At 69.1% G+C, this 15,581-nt stretch carries 12 protein-coding genes; 4 read left to right on the forward strand and 8 right to left on the reverse strand.

All coding sequences use genetic code 11. From position 1 onward, the window contains the following. Positions 1-117: 117 nt before the first annotated feature. Positions 118-1,713, reverse strand: a complete 1,596-nt coding sequence (locus SLUN_RS38450) for an MFS transporter (protein ID WP_108155194.1) — start codon at positions 1,711-1,713, stop codon at positions 118-120. Between the two features lie 229 nt (positions 1,714-1,942). Between SLUN_RS38450 and SLUN_RS38455 the strand changes: the two genes are divergently transcribed. Continuing rightward, the gene (locus SLUN_RS38455; RefSeq protein ID WP_108155195.1) at positions 1,943-2,668 is read left to right on the forward strand and encodes a TetR/AcrR family transcriptional regulator C-terminal domain-containing protein; all 726 of its coding nucleotides are present in this window, start codon (positions 1,943-1,945) and stop codon (positions 2,666-2,668) included. Positions 2,669-3,037: 369 nt separating this feature from the next. Here the strand turns inward: SLUN_RS38455 and argC are convergent, their stop codons facing one another. From argC to argJ, 4 genes are all read right to left on the reverse strand, one after another. After that, positions 3,038-4,066: an N-acetyl-gamma-glutamyl-phosphate reductase gene (gene argC, locus SLUN_RS38460; protein WP_108155196.1), complete on the reverse strand. Its 1,029-nt coding sequence runs from the start codon at positions 4,064-4,066 to the stop codon at positions 3,038-3,040. Positions 4,067-4,143: 77 nt separating this feature from the next. Further along, positions 4,144-5,397 carry an acetylornithine transaminase gene (locus SLUN_RS38465; RefSeq protein ID WP_108155197.1) on the reverse strand — a complete coding sequence of 418 codons (1,254 nt, stop codon included), beginning with the start codon at positions 5,395-5,397 and terminating at the stop codon, positions 4,144-4,146. After that, on the reverse strand, positions 5,394-6,296 hold the full coding sequence (gene argB / locus SLUN_RS38470) for an acetylglutamate kinase (protein WP_108155198.1): 903 nt from the start codon (positions 6,294-6,296) through the stop codon (positions 5,394-5,396). Before argB ends, SLUN_RS38465 begins: the two co-directional genes overlap by 4 nt. After that, positions 6,293-7,447: a bifunctional glutamate N-acetyltransferase/amino-acid acetyltransferase ArgJ gene (gene argJ / locus SLUN_RS38475; protein ID WP_108155199.1), complete on the reverse strand. Its 1,155-nt coding sequence runs from the start codon at positions 7,445-7,447 to the stop codon at positions 6,293-6,295. The genes argB and argJ overlap by 4 nt, the downstream gene beginning before the upstream one ends. A gap of 544 nt (positions 7,448-7,991) precedes the next feature. Between argJ and SLUN_RS38480 the strand changes: the two genes are divergently transcribed. Next, complete coding sequence (locus SLUN_RS38480; protein ID WP_108155200.1) at positions 7,992-8,204, forward strand: MbtH family protein; 213 nt, start codon at positions 7,992-7,994, stop codon at positions 8,202-8,204. Positions 8,205-8,294: 90 nt separating this feature from the next. On the opposite strand, the gene SLUN_RS38485 is transcribed toward SLUN_RS38480, so the two are convergent. Further along, on the reverse strand, positions 8,295-9,629 hold the full coding sequence (locus SLUN_RS38485; protein ID WP_108155201.1) for a lysine N(6)-hydroxylase/L-ornithine N(5)-oxygenase family protein: 1,335 nt from the start codon (positions 9,627-9,629) through the stop codon (positions 8,295-8,297). Positions 9,630-10,009: 380 nt separating this feature from the next. Between SLUN_RS38485 and SLUN_RS38490 the strand changes: the two genes are divergently transcribed. Beyond that, entirely contained in the window at positions 10,010-10,702 is a 693-nt protein-coding gene (locus tag SLUN_RS38490; protein WP_108155202.1) for an FMN-binding negative transcriptional regulator, read from the forward strand. A gap of 109 nt (positions 10,703-10,811) precedes the next feature. On the opposite strand, the gene SLUN_RS38495 is transcribed toward SLUN_RS38490, so the two are convergent. Further along, entirely contained in the window at positions 10,812-11,519 is a 708-nt protein-coding gene (locus SLUN_RS38495; RefSeq protein WP_108155203.1) for an LmbU family transcriptional regulator, read from the reverse strand. 255 nt (positions 11,520-11,774) lie between these two features. Here SLUN_RS38495 and SLUN_RS38500 point away from each other — a divergent pair, with 255 nt between their 5' ends. Beyond that, entirely contained in the window at positions 11,775-12,077 is a 303-nt protein-coding gene (locus SLUN_RS38500) for a chorismate mutase (RefSeq protein ID WP_108155204.1), read from the forward strand. Positions 12,078-12,276: 199 nt separating this feature from the next. On the opposite strand, the gene SLUN_RS38505 is transcribed toward SLUN_RS38500, so the two are convergent. Beyond that, the gene (locus tag SLUN_RS38505; RefSeq protein ID WP_108155205.1) at positions 12,277-15,495 is read right to left on the reverse strand and encodes a non-ribosomal peptide synthetase; all 3,219 of its coding nucleotides are present in this window, start codon (positions 15,493-15,495) and stop codon (positions 12,277-12,279) included. Between the last annotated feature and the right edge of the window lie 86 nt (positions 15,496-15,581).

Consider the following 15,581-nt stretch of genomic DNA (forward strand, 5'->3'; position numbering starts at 1 on the left):
GGTCGCTCCTCCTTGGGGAAGTCGAGTCGGGACTGCGCGCGACGTGGCGGTGACCGCGACCGGCGTGGGGTTGCCACGGGCCGCGGTCACCGCGCGCAGTAGGCCGCTTGCCGGGGATCAGCGACCGGCCTCGACGGCCCCGCTCCCCGCGACCTCCTTCACCGCACCGGCCTGCTCGGAGCCGGTCTGCTCCGGGTCGGGCTGCGCGGAGTTGCTCTGCTCCGAGTCGGTCCCGGCGGTCTCCTCCGCGGCGGCGACCCTGCCGCCCTTGATGAGGAAGAGCGCCAGTACGGCGGCGCCCACGACACCGGCCGCGCCCGCCAGGAAACTGGCGGACATGGCGTCGGAGAAGGCCTGGCGTGCGAACTCGAGCAGCGAGTCGTCCTTGGTCTGCTCGGCGATGGCGAGCGCGTCGACGATCGAGTCCTTGGCCTGCTCGGGCGCCGAGTCCGGCATGGCGCCGGTGTAGGTGCCCGACAGGACGGCGCCCAGAACGGCCACACCCAGAGCCGCACCGGCCTGCTGGATGGTGTCGTTGAGCGCGGATCCGACACCGGCGTGCTCCTCCGGCACGGCCCCCATCAGGGCCGCGATGACCGCCGGCATCGCCAGACCGCTGCCCGCACCCATGAGGAGCATGGACGCGATCAGCGGCCCCCAGCCGTCGCCGACCGAGAGGGTCGACAGCACTGCGAACCCGGCCGCGATGACGAGCAGGCCGGCCACGGCGATGATGCGGTTGCCGGTCTTGGGGATCAGGGCGGCGCCGATGCCGTTGAACACCAGGGTCGCCACGGCCAGCGGCGTGAAGGCCAGACCGGTCTCGGTGGGCGTGTAGTCCAGTACGTACTGCAGGTACTGGGTGAGCACCAGCATCAGACCGCCGTTGGCGAACGTCAGCAGTACGAGCGAGAAGCTGGCGCCGGTGAAGACACGGTTGCGGAACAGGCTCGGCGGCACCATCGGCGATTCGACGCGGCTCTCCCAGACGGCGAACGCCACCAGACCGACGACGGCCAGGGCGAGCGAGATCTGGGTACTGGCGTGGCCGAGGCCGTCCTTGGGCAGTTCGTTGATCGTCCAGACCAGCGAGGCCATGCCGACCATGGACAGCACCATGCCGACGGGGTCGGCCTTGCGCCAGGGCCCCTTGGACTCGTCCATCAGGATCAGGGCCGCGATGATCGCGAGGGCCGCGATCGGGATGTTGATCAGGAAGACCGAGCCCCACCAGAACTTGGCGATCAGCGCACCGCCCAGCACCGGACCGCCGACCAGGCCGAGCATGGCCACCGCACTCCAGGCGGCGATCGCCTTGGGCCGCTCCTCGTCGTCGAAGACGGTGATGAGGATGGACAGCGTGCTCGGCATCACCAGAGCACCGCCGACGCCCATCAGGACGCGGGCGAGGATCAGCTGTTCAGGACTGTCGGCCCAGGTGGCCAGGACCGACGCGGCACCGAAGGCCGCAAGTCCGATGATCATGATGCGCCGTCGCCCGAACCGGTCGGACATGCTGCCCGCGGGCAGCAGGAGGCCGGCGAAGACCAGCATGTACGACTCGATGATCCACTGAATGTCCTGGGGGCTCGCCTTCAGGTCCTCCGCAAGGGGCGGAACCGCCACGGTGAGCACCATGTTGTCGATGACCAGCACCAGCGTGCTGAGGCAGAGCACGATCAGGATGAGCCAACGTCGCGGATGACGTTCCATCTTGAAACCTCTCGAACGGTGTGGGCGGGGCGCCCAGTGGGGGAACCTACAGGATTATCAAACCAACGTAGCGGTTTTTTATCTGGAGCCCATCCGGCTTCGAGCCAATCTCGTGCCTTCGTACGCTGTTCGGCTTGCCGCACACTGTATGATGGACGCACGACGTTCGCAATCCCGCACGACGTGCGGATCAAGCGCTATCCTGAGGTGACGAAAGAAGGAGGCCCACATGCCCGCCAAGGAGCAGGTGATCCAATCGGTGTGGACCCGCCCGCGCCGCGTTCGGCGTGAGCAGCCGTCGCTGAGCCAGGAACAGATCGTGGCCGAGGCGATCCGGCTGCTGGACGCCGATGGAATCGAAGCCCTGAGCATGCGGCGCCTGGGCGCCCGTCTGAACGCCGGTGCCACCTCGCTGTACTCGTATGTGGCCAACAAGGACGAGCTGATCGAGCTGGTCGTGGACGAGGTCTACGGCGAGATGGAAGTCCCGGACGCCGACGATCCGGAGGGCTGGCGCTCGGCAGCAGCCCGCAGTGCCCAGAGCCTGCGGGCCACCATCCTCAGGCACCCGTGGCTTGTTTCCGTGCTCGGCCGTGCCGGGTTCTCCTCTCTCGGCCCGAACATGATGCGGAACACCGACCGCATGCTCGCGGTGTTCGAGGCGGGCGGTTACGACCTGGACGAGGCCGACCACGCCATGAAGGCCCTTCTCGCCTATGTCGTCGGGATGGGCACCAGCGAGGCCGCGTGGCTGACGGCGCTCGCCCGCAGCGGGAAGAGCCAGGAGGAGTGGGTCGAAGGTCTGTGGCCGGCCGTGGAAGCGGCCGCGCAGCCGTACCCGCGACTGCGTGCCTGGTGCGCGTCACGCCGCACCGGTGACCCGATGGGCAGCAGCTCGACGGACATTTTCTCCTACGGCCTCGACCGGCTGCTCGACGGCCTGGGGAAGGCCTAGGACAGGCCCGAGGTCCTGGAGTCGTCGGGTACGTCGCTGCGACGTACCCGACGCCCCGCCGGGACTGCACGGCGAAGGCGGGAGCCCGGAAGTGCGGACAGCCGTCGCCGGACCCTGCCCGGGGCGGGCAGGGTCCGGCGACGGCTGTTCCGGCGGTGGCGGGCGTTCAGGTCCGTGGTGCGACCCGGCCGCCCTGCCCCGCCCTTGAGGCACGATGGGTGAGGTGCCTTCGTACGGCGCCTTGGCTCGTGGGTGGGGCGCCTTCGTGCGGCGCCGTTGATAACGGCGCGTCCTGGGGATGCCGCCCACGACGGCATCTCGGTGCGGCGCCCCGGACGTTGGCGCCCCGGACGTCGGCGGCGATGGCACTCACGGCGCCACTCCGGTCATGGACAGGCCGGTCTCCTCCGGCAGCCCGAGGGCGACGTTCATGGACTGAACCGCACCGCCCGCGGTGCCCTTGGTGAGGTTGTCGATGGCGCTGACGGCGATGATCCGGTGCGCGCTCTCGTCGTAGGCGACCTGCACCTGCACCGCGTTGGACCCGTACACGGCCGCGGTCGTCGGCCACTGCCCCTCGGGCAGCAGACGCACGAACGGCTCGTCCGCGTACGCCTTTTCGTACGCCGCGCGCACGGCCTCGTCCGTCACCCCCGGCTTCGCCCTCGCCGAGCAGGTGGCCAGGATGCCGCGCGGCATCGGCGCCAGCGTCGGCGTGAAGGAGACGGTGACCCGCTCGCCCGCGACGGAACTGAGGTTCTGTGCCATCTCCGGGGTGTGCCGGTGCCCGCCGCCCACGCCGTACGGCGACATGCTGCCCATGACCTCGGAGCCCAGCAGATGCGGCTTGACCGCCTTGCCGGCCCCTGAGGTCCCGGACGCTGCGACGATCACCGCGTCGGCCTCGGCGAGCCGCCCGGCGTACGCGGGAAAGAGCCCCAGCGAGACGGCGGTGGGATAGCAGCCGGGCACCGCGATGCGCTTGGACCCCTCCAACGCGGCGCGGGCGCCCGGGAGTTCGGGCAGACCGTAGGGCCACGTCCCGGCGTGGGCGGAGCCGTAGAACTTCTCCCAGTCCGCGGCGTTCTCGAGCCGGAAGTCGGCGGCCATGTCGACGATGAGGACGCCGGGGCCGAGCTGGTCGGCGACGGCGGCGGACTGGCCGTGCGGCAGCCCGAGGAAGACCACATCGTGGCCGGACAGCGCCTGAGCGGTGGTCTCCTCCAGAACCCGGTCGGCGAGCTGTGGCAGGTGGGGCTGCAGCGCCCCCAGATACTGGCCCGCGTTGGAGTTGCCGGTCAGGGCGCCGATCTCGACATCGGGGTGCGCAAGGAGCAGGCGCAGAACCTCGCCCCCCGCATACCCGCTTGCTCCGGCAACAGCTGCTCGTACTCTCATGAGTTCTCCCCGTCGCGGGCCTGTCGTTGTACCCGTCCCCGACGGCCGCCTTCACCAGTGTTGATCATGGACACTTCTCAGACGTGAGCGAAACGCTCGGCGCGTACTTCGGTGAGGGCGTCGACTGCCGTCGTCGCCCGGCGCCACCCCTCGTGGACCTGGTCCAGTACGCGGGGCAGCGTGCGGAGGAACGTCTCCACCTCCTCGTCGCTGATGATCAGCGGCGGGGCGAGCCGTATCACCTCCGGCGAGACGGCGTTCACCAGCAGACCCGCCTCCTCGGCCGCCTGCTGCGCCTGGAGGGCGAGCGGCTCGGCGAGGGCGATGCCCATCAGGAGCCCCGCTCCGCGTACCTGGGCGACCAGTGGGTGACGTAGCGCCTCGATGCCACGGCGCAACTTCTCGCCCTGCCGCCCGACATGGTGCAGGAGGTCTTCGCCGGCGATGGTGTCGAGTACGGCGAGAGCCGCGGCGCAGGCGACCGGATTGCCGCCGAAGGTGGTGCCGTGCGAACCCGGACCCATCAGCTCGGCCGCCTTGCCGAAGGCGAGAGTCGCGCCGATCGGCAGCCCTCCGCCGAGGCCCTTGGCGAGCGTGACCAGGTCCGGCTCGATGCCCTGCGCCTGGTGCTCGAACCAGTGGCCCGTCCGGCCGATGCCGGTCTGCACCTCGTCCAGAGCCAGCAGCGCCCCGGCGGCCCGGGTGATCTCACGGGCGGCGGCCAGATAGCCGGGCGGCGGGACGATCACACCGTTCTCGCCCTGCACCGGCTCAAGGACCACCAGGGCGGTGTCCTGGGTGACGGCCCGGCGCAGGGCCTCGGCATCTCCGTACTCGACGAAGGTGACATCGGCCGCGAAGGGCTCGAAGGGAATGCGCTTGGCGGGCTGGCCCGTCACCGACAGGGCGCCCATGGTGCGGCCGTGGAAGCCGCCCCGGGCGGCCACCATGTGCCGGCGCCCCGTGAGGCGGCCGATCTTGAAGGCCGCCTCGTTGGCCTCGGCACCGGAGTTGCAGAAGAAAACCCGGCCGGCGCGGCCCGCCAGCTGAAGGAGCCGCTCGGCGAGCAGGACCGGCTCCTGTGCGATGAACAGGTTCGAGACATGGCCGAGCCGGCCGACCTGCTCGCTGACGGCCTGGACGACGGCCGGATGCGCGGTGCCCAGGGAGTTGACGGCGATCCCGCCGAGGAAGTCCAGGTACTTCTTGCCGTCGGCGTCCCAGAAGGCGGCGCCCTCGCCGCGCACCAGCGGCACGCGCGGGGTGCCGTAGTTGCCCATCAGCGACCCCTGCCAGCGCTGAATGAGCTCCGTATTCCCGGCCTCGCTCATGCGTTCCCCTCTTCGTCGTCCGGCACGACCACCGTGCCGACTCCCTCGTCCGTGAACATCTCGAGCAGGACCGAGTGCTGGATGCGGCCGTCGATGACGCGGGCGTTGCTTACGCCGTTACGCACCGCGTGCAGACAGCCGGCCATCTTCGGCACCATGCCGCTGGCCAGCTCGGGCAGCAGCTTCTCCAGCTCCGTCGCCGTGAGCCTGCTGATCACCTCGTTGCTGTTCGGCCAGTCCTCGTAGAGGCCTTCGACATCGGTGAGCACCATCAGCGTCTCGGCGCCAAGCGACGCAGCGAGTGCCGCAGCCGCCGTATCAGCATTGACGTTGTAGACATGTCCGTCGTCCTGTGAGTGGGCGATCGAGGAGATCACCGGGATCCGGCCGTTCTCGATGAGCGCCTCTACGGCGCCGGTGTCGACCTCGGTGATCTCGCCGACCCTGCCGATGTCGACCAGCTCACCGTCGACCTCGGGCCAGTGCCTGGAGGCGGTGATGGTGCGCGCGTCCTCGCCGGTGAGGCCGACGGCAAGTGGCCCGTGCTGGTTCAGCAGGCCGACGAGCTCGCGCTGGACCTGTCCTGCGAGAACCATGCGTACGACGTCCATCGCCTCGGGTGTGGTGACGCGCAGGCCCGCCTTGAACTCGCTGGCCAGACCGCGCCGGTCGAGCTCCGCGCTGATCTGAGGTCCGCCTCCGTGCACGACCACCGGCTTCAGTCCGGCGTGGTGCAGAAAGACGATGTCGTGGGCGAAGGCGGCCTTCAGCTCGTCGTCGACCATGGCATTGCCGCCGAACTTGATGACGGCGATCTCGCCGCGGTGGCGGATCAGCCACGGCAGCATCTCGATGACGGACTCGGCCTTGGCCAGGGCTGGGTGCTGATAGGTCTTCATGAGGCGTACGCGCTGTTCTCGTGGACGTACTCGGCGGTCAGGTCATTGGCCCAGACGGTCGCCGGCTCCGTGCCCGCCGCGAGGTCGGCCGTGATGACGACCTCCCGGCCGCGCAGGTCCACCCCGTCGCGGTCCTCGCCGATCGCCCCGTCCTTGCAGACCCACACACCGTTGAAGGCGACGTTCAGCCGGTCCGGGTCGAACTCGGCCTGTGTGGTGCCGATCGCGGCGAGCACCCGGCCCCAGTTGGGGTCCTCGCCATGGATGGCGCACTTGAGGAGGTTGTTACGGGCGATGGCCCGCGCGACCTCGACGGCGTCGTCCTCCGACGCCGCGCCCACCACGTCGATCCGGATCTCCTTGGAGGATCCCTCGGCGTCGCCGATGAGCTGCCGCGCGAGATCGTCGCACACGCTCCGTACGGCCTCGGCGAACTCCCCGTACTCCGGGGCGGTCTCGGAGGCACCGGAGGCTAGCAGCAGCACGGTGTCGTTGGTGGACATGCAGCCGTCGGAGTCGACCCGGTCGAAGGTGGTACGGGTCGCCGCGCGCAGCGCCCTGTCCAGGCTCTCGCTGCCGAGGTCCGCGTCGGTGGTCAGGACCACCAGCATCGTGGCCAGACCGGGAGCGAGCATGCCCGCGCCCTTGGCCATCCCTCCGACGGTCCAGCCGGCGCCCTCGTACACGGCGGTCTTGTGCACCGAGTCGGTGGTCTTGATGGCGACCGCGGCCCTCTCGCCGCCGTCCGCGGACAGTTCGGCCGCCGCCTTCCCGACCCCGGTGAGCAGCCGGTCCATGGGCAGTCTTATACCGATGAGCCCGGTGGAGGCGACCGCGACCTGGTCGGCGCTGTGCCCGTCGAGTACCTCGGCCACCTTCTCGGCCGTCGCTCGCGTGTCCTTGAGGCCCTCCGGTCCCGTACAGGCGTTGGCGCCACCCGAGTTGAGGACGACGGCGCTCACCACCCCGTCCGCGAGAACGCGATTGCTCCACACCACGGGCGCGGCCTGCACCCGGTTGGAGGTGAAGACGCCCGCCGCGGCCCTGCTCGGACCGTTGTTGACCACCAGGGCCAGGTCCGGGTTGCCGTTGCTCTTGATTCCGGCTGCGACGCCTGCGGCCGAGAAGCCCTGCGCTGCCGTGACACTCATGGCGAAACTCCTATGGTGGAAAATCCCAGTTTCTTCAAGGGGGCGAGGGCGAACGCCGACAAGGCCGCGGCCGGTGGGGCTGGGCCGCGTTGGCGGTGTTCCGCGAAGACGGAGGGACGCCCTCTCAGCGAGGGGTTCGCCACGAGCCGCTGAGCCGTCAGGCCCGGCCGGCGGGCACCCCATATCTCTGTCGCTGATGCCAGAGAGGTACGTCGGCCACTATCAGCCGGGACTTGACCGTCCGTCTAGCCTTTCGCGACAAACTGCTGGCAATTCAAGTTCTTCTGCACCGGGCTGTCCTGTCCACAGGACACCGGGCGGGCCGAGCCGGGGAGACCGTCCCTTTGACCGCCGGCGGATCACTGATAAGCATGGACAGAATAACCGGCCTGGAAGAGCCCGGAGTCGTCGTAACCGATGCTCTGACAGGCGGGAACACCCTAAGAATGCGGGCTGGGGAGCAGATCCATCTCGCACAGTACACGGATCATGAATCGCTTCTCAATAGGAAGCCGATCGTGAACGGCTTGAATTGGAGTGGACGATGAGCAGCAACCTGTTCGATGACGCGGATGGCCGGTTCTATGTCCTGGTGAACGAGGAGGAGCAGCACTCCCTGTGGCCGTCGTTCGTCGACGTTCCCGCCGGCTGGCGGGTGGTGTTCGGCGAGGAGGGCCACCAGCAGTGCCTGGACTTTATCGAGCAGAACTGGACCGACCTGCGACCGAAGAGCCTGCGTGAGGCGATGGCCGCGTAAGCAGCTGCCGCCGGCAGTCTCCCAGCCGCACCGCGAGGCCTGCGAACGGCTCGTCAGCCCTGCTGACGGGCCGTTCTCGCAGGGCCCCGGTCAGACGGCGGCGGCGTGGAGCGGCTGCCCCCTATCCCGCGCGGGGCGGCTGCCCACGATGGAGTCGGCGATCTCGCCGCTGCGTACGGCGATGTTCGACAGCAGCGCCGACGACAGGCCGTGCGTGTGCTCGGTGCCGCCCTGGATGTAGATGCCGCAGGACAGTTCGGGGGTGGTGACGAGCCGGTTGTCGCGCTGCACCCGGTGGCGTCCCGCCGCATCGCGCAGGCAGTAGCGGTCGAGGTCCCCGAGCAGGCGGCTCGGCTCCATGGAGTCGTAGCCAGTGGCGAAGACGATTGCGTCCACGTCGAGTTCCTGCGTGTGGCCGTCCAGCAGCGTGTCCAGGAGGACACGCGTTTCGTCGCCGGCCCGTTTGACCTCCCTGACCCTTGTCATGTTGAGGAAATGCAGGCGTTCGGTGCCTTGTACGTCCTCGTCGTACGAGCGCCGGTACAGGTCTTTGATGACGTCGGAGTCGACGACGGAATAGTTCGTGTTCTTGTGGTAGCGCCAGAATGATTCGCGCGCCTTGTCCGTGCCGTAGTAGTAGTCGTCGACCGCGTCGGGGTCGAATATCTGGTTCGCGAAAGGCGTGTCGTCCGCGACGGAGTATCCGTACGACGGGAAGATCGCGGACACCTCGGCGTGCGGAAGGCTGTCGTACAGGAACCTGGTGATCTCGGCGGCGCTCTGGCCGGCGCCGACCACCGCCACGCTCTTCAGGTCGCCGGGGTTCATGCGCCGGTACTTCTCCAGGAACTCCGAGCTGTGCCAGACGCGTTCATCGCGCTCCATACCGTCCGGCATGCGCGGCACCAGGCCCGTCGAGATGGCCACGTTGCGCGCGTTGACCACCCTGGTGGAGCCCGTGGCATTGTCCCGGGCTTCGACCTGCAGGTACTCGGAGCTCCCCGCCCCGGCTCCCTGCGGCAGCCGGATCGCGGTGACGTCCGACCCGTAGGAGACCCGGTCGGTGAACCTCGATGCCGCCCACTCCAGGTACTGGTGGAACTCCAGACGCGTCGGGAAGAAGTCCATGTTGTTGACGAACCGCGCCAGCCGGCCCGACTCGTGCAGAAACGACACGTAGCCGAACCGCGACACCGGATTCCGGAAGGTGGCCAGGTCCTTCAGGAACGAGATCTGCATGGTCGCCGACGGCAACAGCATGTTGCGGTGCCAGCCGAACGCGGACTGCCGCTCGAAGAACGCGGCCCTGGTCGGATGCGCTGGAACATTCTCCTGGTGTTCTTCCAGGGAGATGGCGAGCGACAGATTTGACGGGCCGAAACCTATGCCGACCACGTCGTATATCTCGTGTGCACGAGTACCCATAGAGAATTCTCCCGCTAGCGTAGCTGTGACAGGGCATACCGAATTTTCGGCAGGCCAACTTTTGTACCCCAAGAGGCCTCTGATTGGGAAAGTCGATAACTATCGTCAAGCTCACGGCTGGTGGTCTCGGAATCTCAACCGGTGATCCGGGAGACATGCATTCAAGTATTGCACTTGAGAACACCGCGAAACTAACTTAGAGCGGCGGGACGAGCCTTGCAAGAGTTCCGGCGAGCCGCACACCGGGCGCCGCTGTCCTGTCGACAGTACAGCGATGCGGCCGACTCGAGAATTATTTGCAGCACCGCTCGAAGCACCAGTAGCTTCGACGACAACGAGAACCCCTACTGCGATTGAAATCACCGAAGGGTGGATGCCGGATGTTCGTTCCCAACCAGTATCGCGAACCGAACGGTTCGTGGATGGTCGACGTGATCCGTAAGAATCCGTTGGCGCTCATGGCGACCAACAGCAGCCCGGCCGAAGGAAGTCCGCCCGCCGGCCCGTTCGCCACGCATTTGCCCGTGATACCGGATCCGCAGATGACCGGTGAATGGGCCGACGACCTGTCGGGTACGACCCTGTTGGGCCATATGAACAGAGCGAATCCCCACTGGGCCGCGCTCGAGACGGGCAGCGTCGTCCTGCTGGTCTTCACCGGACCGCACGGCTATGTCTCGCCGACGGTGTACGAGATGACGCCGGCCGCCCCGACGTGGAACTTCACCTCGGTGCATGTGCACGGCGTGCTGGAGAAGCTCGATCCGGGCGAGGAGACGCTGGAGGTGGTGCAGTCCACCGTGCGCGCCTTCGAAGGCGAATTCGGGACCGGCTGGGACATGTCCGAGTCGATCGGCTACTTCCATAAGCTCGCGCCCGCGGTGGGTGCGTTCCGGGTCAGAGTGTCCGGGGCGGACGGCATGTTCAAGCTCAGTCAAGAGCAGGCGCCCGAGGTCCGTGACCGGGTGCAGCAGTCCTTCGCCGGGCGCGAGAGCAGTCGTCATCGCGAGACGGCCGAGCTGATGAGCGCGTTGCCGTGCCCGCACGCGGCCTTGAGCGGGCCGCCGGCCTGAACCTCGTCCAGCACTGCCTTCAGGGCCCTCGCTCCTCACGGAGTGCGGGCCCTGTGGCTTGTGGTCCGGGCGGAGGCGGAACTCCGCTGCGTCCGCCGGCTCGGCGGGATCAGGCACTGATGCTGGCCCGCTCCTGGACCTCTTCCATCTCCGCCATCTCATCCAGAGCCTGTCCGGCCGCGCTGTCGAGCGTCTCCAGGACCCACTGCTCGAGACCGAGTCCCGACTGCTCCGCGGCCTTGTGCCACCACTGGAGACGGCTGCCGGGCAGCGCCAGGCGCCGCGTCGTCTCGAGCTGCTTGGCGCTTCGCGGCTCGTCCGCCCGCGCCATGCGCAGAGCGCCGCGTAGCTGCTTGGTGGTCCACTTCTTCTGCTCGGCACGGTCGAGCCACAGCTCCTGCTCCTCGACCGGCAGGGACGCTATCTCGGCGTGGTGCTGGAACGTCAGCGCGTGGCGCCGCCGGCCGAACTCGAACCGCCGGGCGACCCACGCGTAGTTCCGCAGGGTCTGGTACTGCAGCCCGGCCGTACGGATGCCCCGCTGGTAGCGGTCGGTGTAGTGGTCCTTCCCGTGGACGAGCCAGTCACCGAGCCACCACGACGACGAGTCCACGATGCCCGAGAGCTGACGGCCGGCCTGCTCCCAGTCCTCGTAACTCATCCCGGCCGGTATCTGCAGACCCACCTTCGTCGTGAGCACCTGGCCGTGGCGCAGCTCGTCACCGCTACTTCTGCGCTGCCGGGGCAGGGCCTGCGGCCTTCTGCGGAACGTGGCGACTTTGGCGCCTTCGAGGTCACTGGTCCGATTGGTCATCATGCCTCCGTGTGAGTGGACGCGAATGCGGCCTCGACCACAAAACCTCCCGAGTCATGGCGGCCACCGGCCTCTTCCCCTGCGCCCCTGTGGCGCGACCGTCTCTCGCAGGGCGAGGTTTCTCATGAGGAATCGAACACCTCACCGCGCAACGCCCGCGCAACAGGGCGGTGCCGTGGCCGTGTTGCGCACCTGTTGCGGGTGATTCGGTCTGCTGGTCCCCGACGGTTCGCCCGAACTCGAGAAGAGGCCCCGAAGATGACCGCCACCACCACTGCGCAGGCGTCCACCGAGAAGACCGGCGCCCGCACCGAGCACGCCGCATCGCTCATCGGCAACGCCCGCGAACGGATCGACGCGCTCGACAACCGCATCATCGGCCTGATCCGGGAACGGGTGGCCTTCTCGGCCATGATCCAGGAGGCCCGCATCGCATCGGGCGGCCGCCGCGTGAATCTCTCCCGTGAGATGGAGATCCTGTCCCACTACAGCGACGCGTTCGGCAAGCCCGGCACCACCCTCGCGATGACGCTCCTGGAGCTCGGCCGGGGCCGTATCTGAGCCCAGGCACACGCGAGGCGCCGCGGGCGCCGATCCGCACCCAGGCAAGGCCCGGCCGTCACCACGGCCGGGCCTTCCGCTGTCCAGGGTGATGTCCCCGACAGGGTGGCAGGTAAGTCGTCACGAGCGCACGCAACGGCCCGCCGAGCAGAGCTCGGCGGGCCGAAGTGCTTTCACCGTGTCGTGCAGCCGCAGCCGCCTACGCCTGGTCGGCCACCACGGCAGCCAGTTCGGCGATCGTCTGCCGCCTGAACACATCCTTCGCGGAGATCGGCAGTCCGGCCTTCTTCGCCTTGGCGACCACCATGATGCCCAGGATCGAGTCGCCGCCGAGTTCGTAGAAGTTGTCGGTGATACCGACCTGCGGGAGGCCGAGTACGTCGGCCCAGATCCCGGCGAGCGCACGCTCGGTGTCGGTGCGCGGCTCGAGGCCGCTGTCGGTGTCCGCCGTGTGCTGCGGTGCCGGCAGCGCCCTGCGGTCGATCTTGCCGTTCGGGGTCAGCGGGAACTCGGCGAGCGGCACGAAGGCGGACGGCACCATGAACTCCGGTAGCCGGGCGGCGACGAAGTCGCGCAGTTCGGCCGCCTCCGGCTGCTGCCCGGCGGCGGGCCGGACGTAGCCGACCAGGCGCTTGTTCTGCCCGTCGTCCTCCACGGCCATGACGAACGCGGCCTCGATGCCGGGGTGCTGTGCGAGGACCAGCTCGATCTCGCTGGGCTCGATCCGGTAGCCGCGGACCTTGACCTGGTGGTCCACCCGGCCCACGTACTCGATGGCTCCGTCCGGCGTCCAGCGCACCAGGTCCCCGGTCCGGTACAGCCGGTCGTCCGGTGCCTCGCCGAGCGGGTTGTCCAGGAAGCGTTCCGCGGTCAGCTCCGGGCGGTTGAGATAGCCGCGGGCCACCCCGGGGCCGGCGATGTACAGCTCGCCGACCACGCCGATGGGCACCGGGGCCAGCTGCTCGTCCAGTACGTAGACCGTGGTGTTCGCGAGCGGGCCGCCGATGGGCACGGCCGCGTTCTCGTCGGCCTCGCGCACCAGATGCCACGTGGCGTACGTGGTGGTCTCGGTGGGCCCGTAGACGTGCAGCAGCCGCTGCGGGGGCTCGGCCGCGAGGACCTGGGCCACCCGGGAGGAGTTGACCGCCTCGCCGCCGAAGAGCAGATGCCTCAGCGTGCGGAAGGCGGAGGGGTCCGCGGCGACGACCTGGTTGAAGACGGCGGTGGTCAGGAACAGCGTGGTGATCCGGTGCCGGGTCAGCGCACCGATCAGCGCGGCCGGATCGAGGAGCGTGTGCTTGTCGATCACGACAAGGCCGGCTCCTGCGACCAGCGGCGCCCAGATCTCGAAGGTCGCCGCGTCGAAGGTGGCATCCGCGCCCTGGCCGACGATGTCGTCCTCGCGCAGCGCTACGTAGTCGGCGTTGCACACCAGCCGGGTGATCGACCGGTGCTCGATCACGGTCCCCTTGGGCTTGCCCGTCGAGCCCGAGGTGTAGATGACGTACGCGGCGTCGCGCGCCGAGACCGGGATGCGCGGCGGCTCGGCCGAGTGCGCGGCCAGCGCCTCCTGCTGTTCGTCCAGGCAGATCATCCGCACGTCGGTGGCCGGCAGCCTGCCGGTCAGCCGCCGCTCGGTCAGGCACACCGCGGCCTCGGCGTCGGCGAGCATGAAGCTCAGCCGGTCGGAGGGGTATTCGGGGTCCAGCGGCAGGTAGGCGCAGCCCGCCCGCAGGACGCCGAGCAGCGCGGCGAACAGCTCAGGTCCGCGCGGCAGGCACACCGCGACGAAGGATCCCGGCCGGACACCGGCCGACGCCAGAAGGTTGGCAAGGCGGTTCGCCCGGGTGTCCAGCTCCGCGTAGGTCACCGTGGTCGAACCGTCCACCACCGCGACCGCGTGGGGCCGGGCGCGCGCCTGCTCGCCGACCAGCTCGTGCACACCCCGGTCGGCGGGGAACTCGGCCCGGTTGACCGCCCAGTCGGCGGTGACGATGCGGCGCTCCTCCTCGTCGAGGAGGGGGAGATCGCCGACCGGCCGCGAGGGGTCGGCCACCGCGGCGGTCAGCAGCACCACCAGGTGGCGGGCCAGGCGCTGCATGGTGGTCGCGTCGAACAGTGCGGTGTCGTACTCCAGGACACCGGCGATGTCACCGGCGCTGGTCTCGGTGAACTCGACGGTGACGTCGTAGGCCGAGGGCACACCGGACGGGTGGAACTCCCGCAGGCTGAGCCCGGGCAGCTCGGCCGTCTCACCGAAGGCGTCGCGCAGCAGTACCATCGCCTGCACCAGGGGCTGACGGCCGCCGTCCCCCCGGTCCCCCAGCTCGTCCACGAGGCGCTCGTAGGGCACGTCCTGGTGCGAGAAGGCGTCCAGAACGGTGAGGGTGTTCTTGGCGAGAAGCTGCGTGAACGGGGTTTGCGGCAGCACGGTCCCGCGCAGGACGAGGGGGTTGGCGAAGTGGCCGACCAGGCCGTCGAGCTCCTGGCGGGGGCGGCCGGTCGCCATCGTGCCGAGCGCCAGGTCCTGCTGCTGGCTGTAGCGGGAGAAGAGCACCTGGCAGGCCGTGAACAGTCCGGAGAACAGCGTGCTGCCGCCCTCCTGGGCCAGGTCGGCGAGGCCGCGGACGACGTCTGCCGGCACGCGGAACTCGTGCAGCGCGCCGGTCGCAGTGCGCACGCCTGGCCGTGGCCTGTCAGTGGGCAGGCGCAGGACGGGCAGGTCGGCGAGCCGCTCGCGCCAGCACTTCAGGCGCGAATTGAGCTTGGCGTCGGTGAATCGCTTCCGCTGCCAGGCCGCATGGTCCGCGTACCTCGCCCGGAGCTCGGGCAGCCGCGAGGGCCTGCCCGCCACGGCGGCCGCGTACAGCTCGCCCAGCTCCGCGGTGATGACGTCCTTCGACCAGCGGTCCGCGGCGATCTGGTGCAGGCACAGCACCAGCACGTGCTCGGTGGCGGTCAGCCGGGCAAGGAGCACACGCAGCACCGGTCCACGGGCGAGGTCGAAGGGTGCGGTGACCACCTCCCGTATCCGGGCGTCCAGCTGGGGCTCGCGTGCCGCCTCGGGCAGTGGCTCAAGGTCGGCGAGCTCCGGCTCGACGGGGGCGGCGGACCACACCTTCTGGGAAGGCCGGCCGTCCACCACGGCGTACGTGGTCCGCAGCGGCTCGTGCCTGGCCACCAGTTGCCTGATGGCCTCGGTCAGCGCCGTCACCCGCAGCTCGCCGTGCAGGCGGAACGCGATGACCGAGTGGTGCTCCACTCCGTCCGATGGAAGGCGGTACAGCTGTTCCTGGCCCAGCGAGAGCGGAAGCCAGTCGTCTCCGGCCGTGGCCGCGATGCCGGCCGGCCCGCGTTCCCGCAGCACCGCCGGCTCCTCACCCAGCAGGGCACCAGGGCCGATCGTCACGTCGGTCATCTCGTCATTCCCTTCGCGTCCACAGAAATACGGCCGCCGTCAGAAGCTTCTCTTGCACTGGTCGATGTGTCGGGGTCCCGGAAGAC

Origin of the sequence: Streptomyces lunaelactis (genome assembly GCF_003054555.1) — a bacterium.
GTDB classification, from domain to species: Bacteria; Actinomycetota; Actinomycetes; order Streptomycetales; family Streptomycetaceae; genus Streptomyces; species Streptomyces lunaelactis.

What these genes read in the sequence shown, in the direction of transcription:
- SLUN_RS38450 (WP_108155194.1), bottom strand. Translation starts at nt 1,713, where the DNA reads ATGGAACGTCATCCGCGACGTTGGCTCATCCTGATCGTGCTCTGCCTC.
- SLUN_RS38455 (WP_108155195.1), top strand. Translation starts at nt 1,943, where the DNA reads ATGCCCGCCAAGGAGCAGGTGATCCAATCGGTGTGGACCCGCCCGCGC.
- argC (WP_108155196.1), bottom strand. Translation starts at nt 4,066, where the DNA reads ATGAGAGTACGAGCAGCTGTTGCCGGAGCAAGCGGGTATGCGGGGGGC.
- SLUN_RS38465 (WP_108155197.1), bottom strand. Translation starts at nt 5,397, where the DNA reads ATGAGCGAGGCCGGGAATACGGAGCTCATTCAGCGCTGGCAGGGGTCG.
- argB (WP_108155198.1), bottom strand. Translation starts at nt 6,296, where the DNA reads ATGAAGACCTATCAGCACCCAGCCCTGGCCAAGGCCGAGTCCGTCATC.
- argJ (WP_108155199.1), bottom strand. Translation starts at nt 7,447, where the DNA reads ATGAGTGTCACGGCAGCGCAGGGCTTCTCGGCCGCAGGCGTCGCAGCC.
- SLUN_RS38480 (WP_108155200.1), top strand. Translation starts at nt 7,992, where the DNA reads ATGAGCAGCAACCTGTTCGATGACGCGGATGGCCGGTTCTATGTCCTG.
- SLUN_RS38485 (WP_108155201.1), bottom strand. Translation starts at nt 9,629, where the DNA reads ATGGGTACTCGTGCACACGAGATATACGACGTGGTCGGCATAGGTTTC.
- SLUN_RS38490 (WP_108155202.1), top strand. Translation starts at nt 10,010, where the DNA reads ATGTTCGTTCCCAACCAGTATCGCGAACCGAACGGTTCGTGGATGGTC.
- SLUN_RS38495 (WP_108155203.1), bottom strand. Translation starts at nt 11,519, where the DNA reads ATGATGACCAATCGGACCAGTGACCTCGAAGGCGCCAAAGTCGCCACG.
- SLUN_RS38500 (WP_108155204.1), top strand. Translation starts at nt 11,775, where the DNA reads ATGACCGCCACCACCACTGCGCAGGCGTCCACCGAGAAGACCGGCGCC.
- SLUN_RS38505 (WP_108155205.1), bottom strand. Translation starts at nt 15,495, where the DNA reads ATGACCGACGTGACGATCGGCCCTGGTGCCCTGCTGGGTGAGGAGCCG.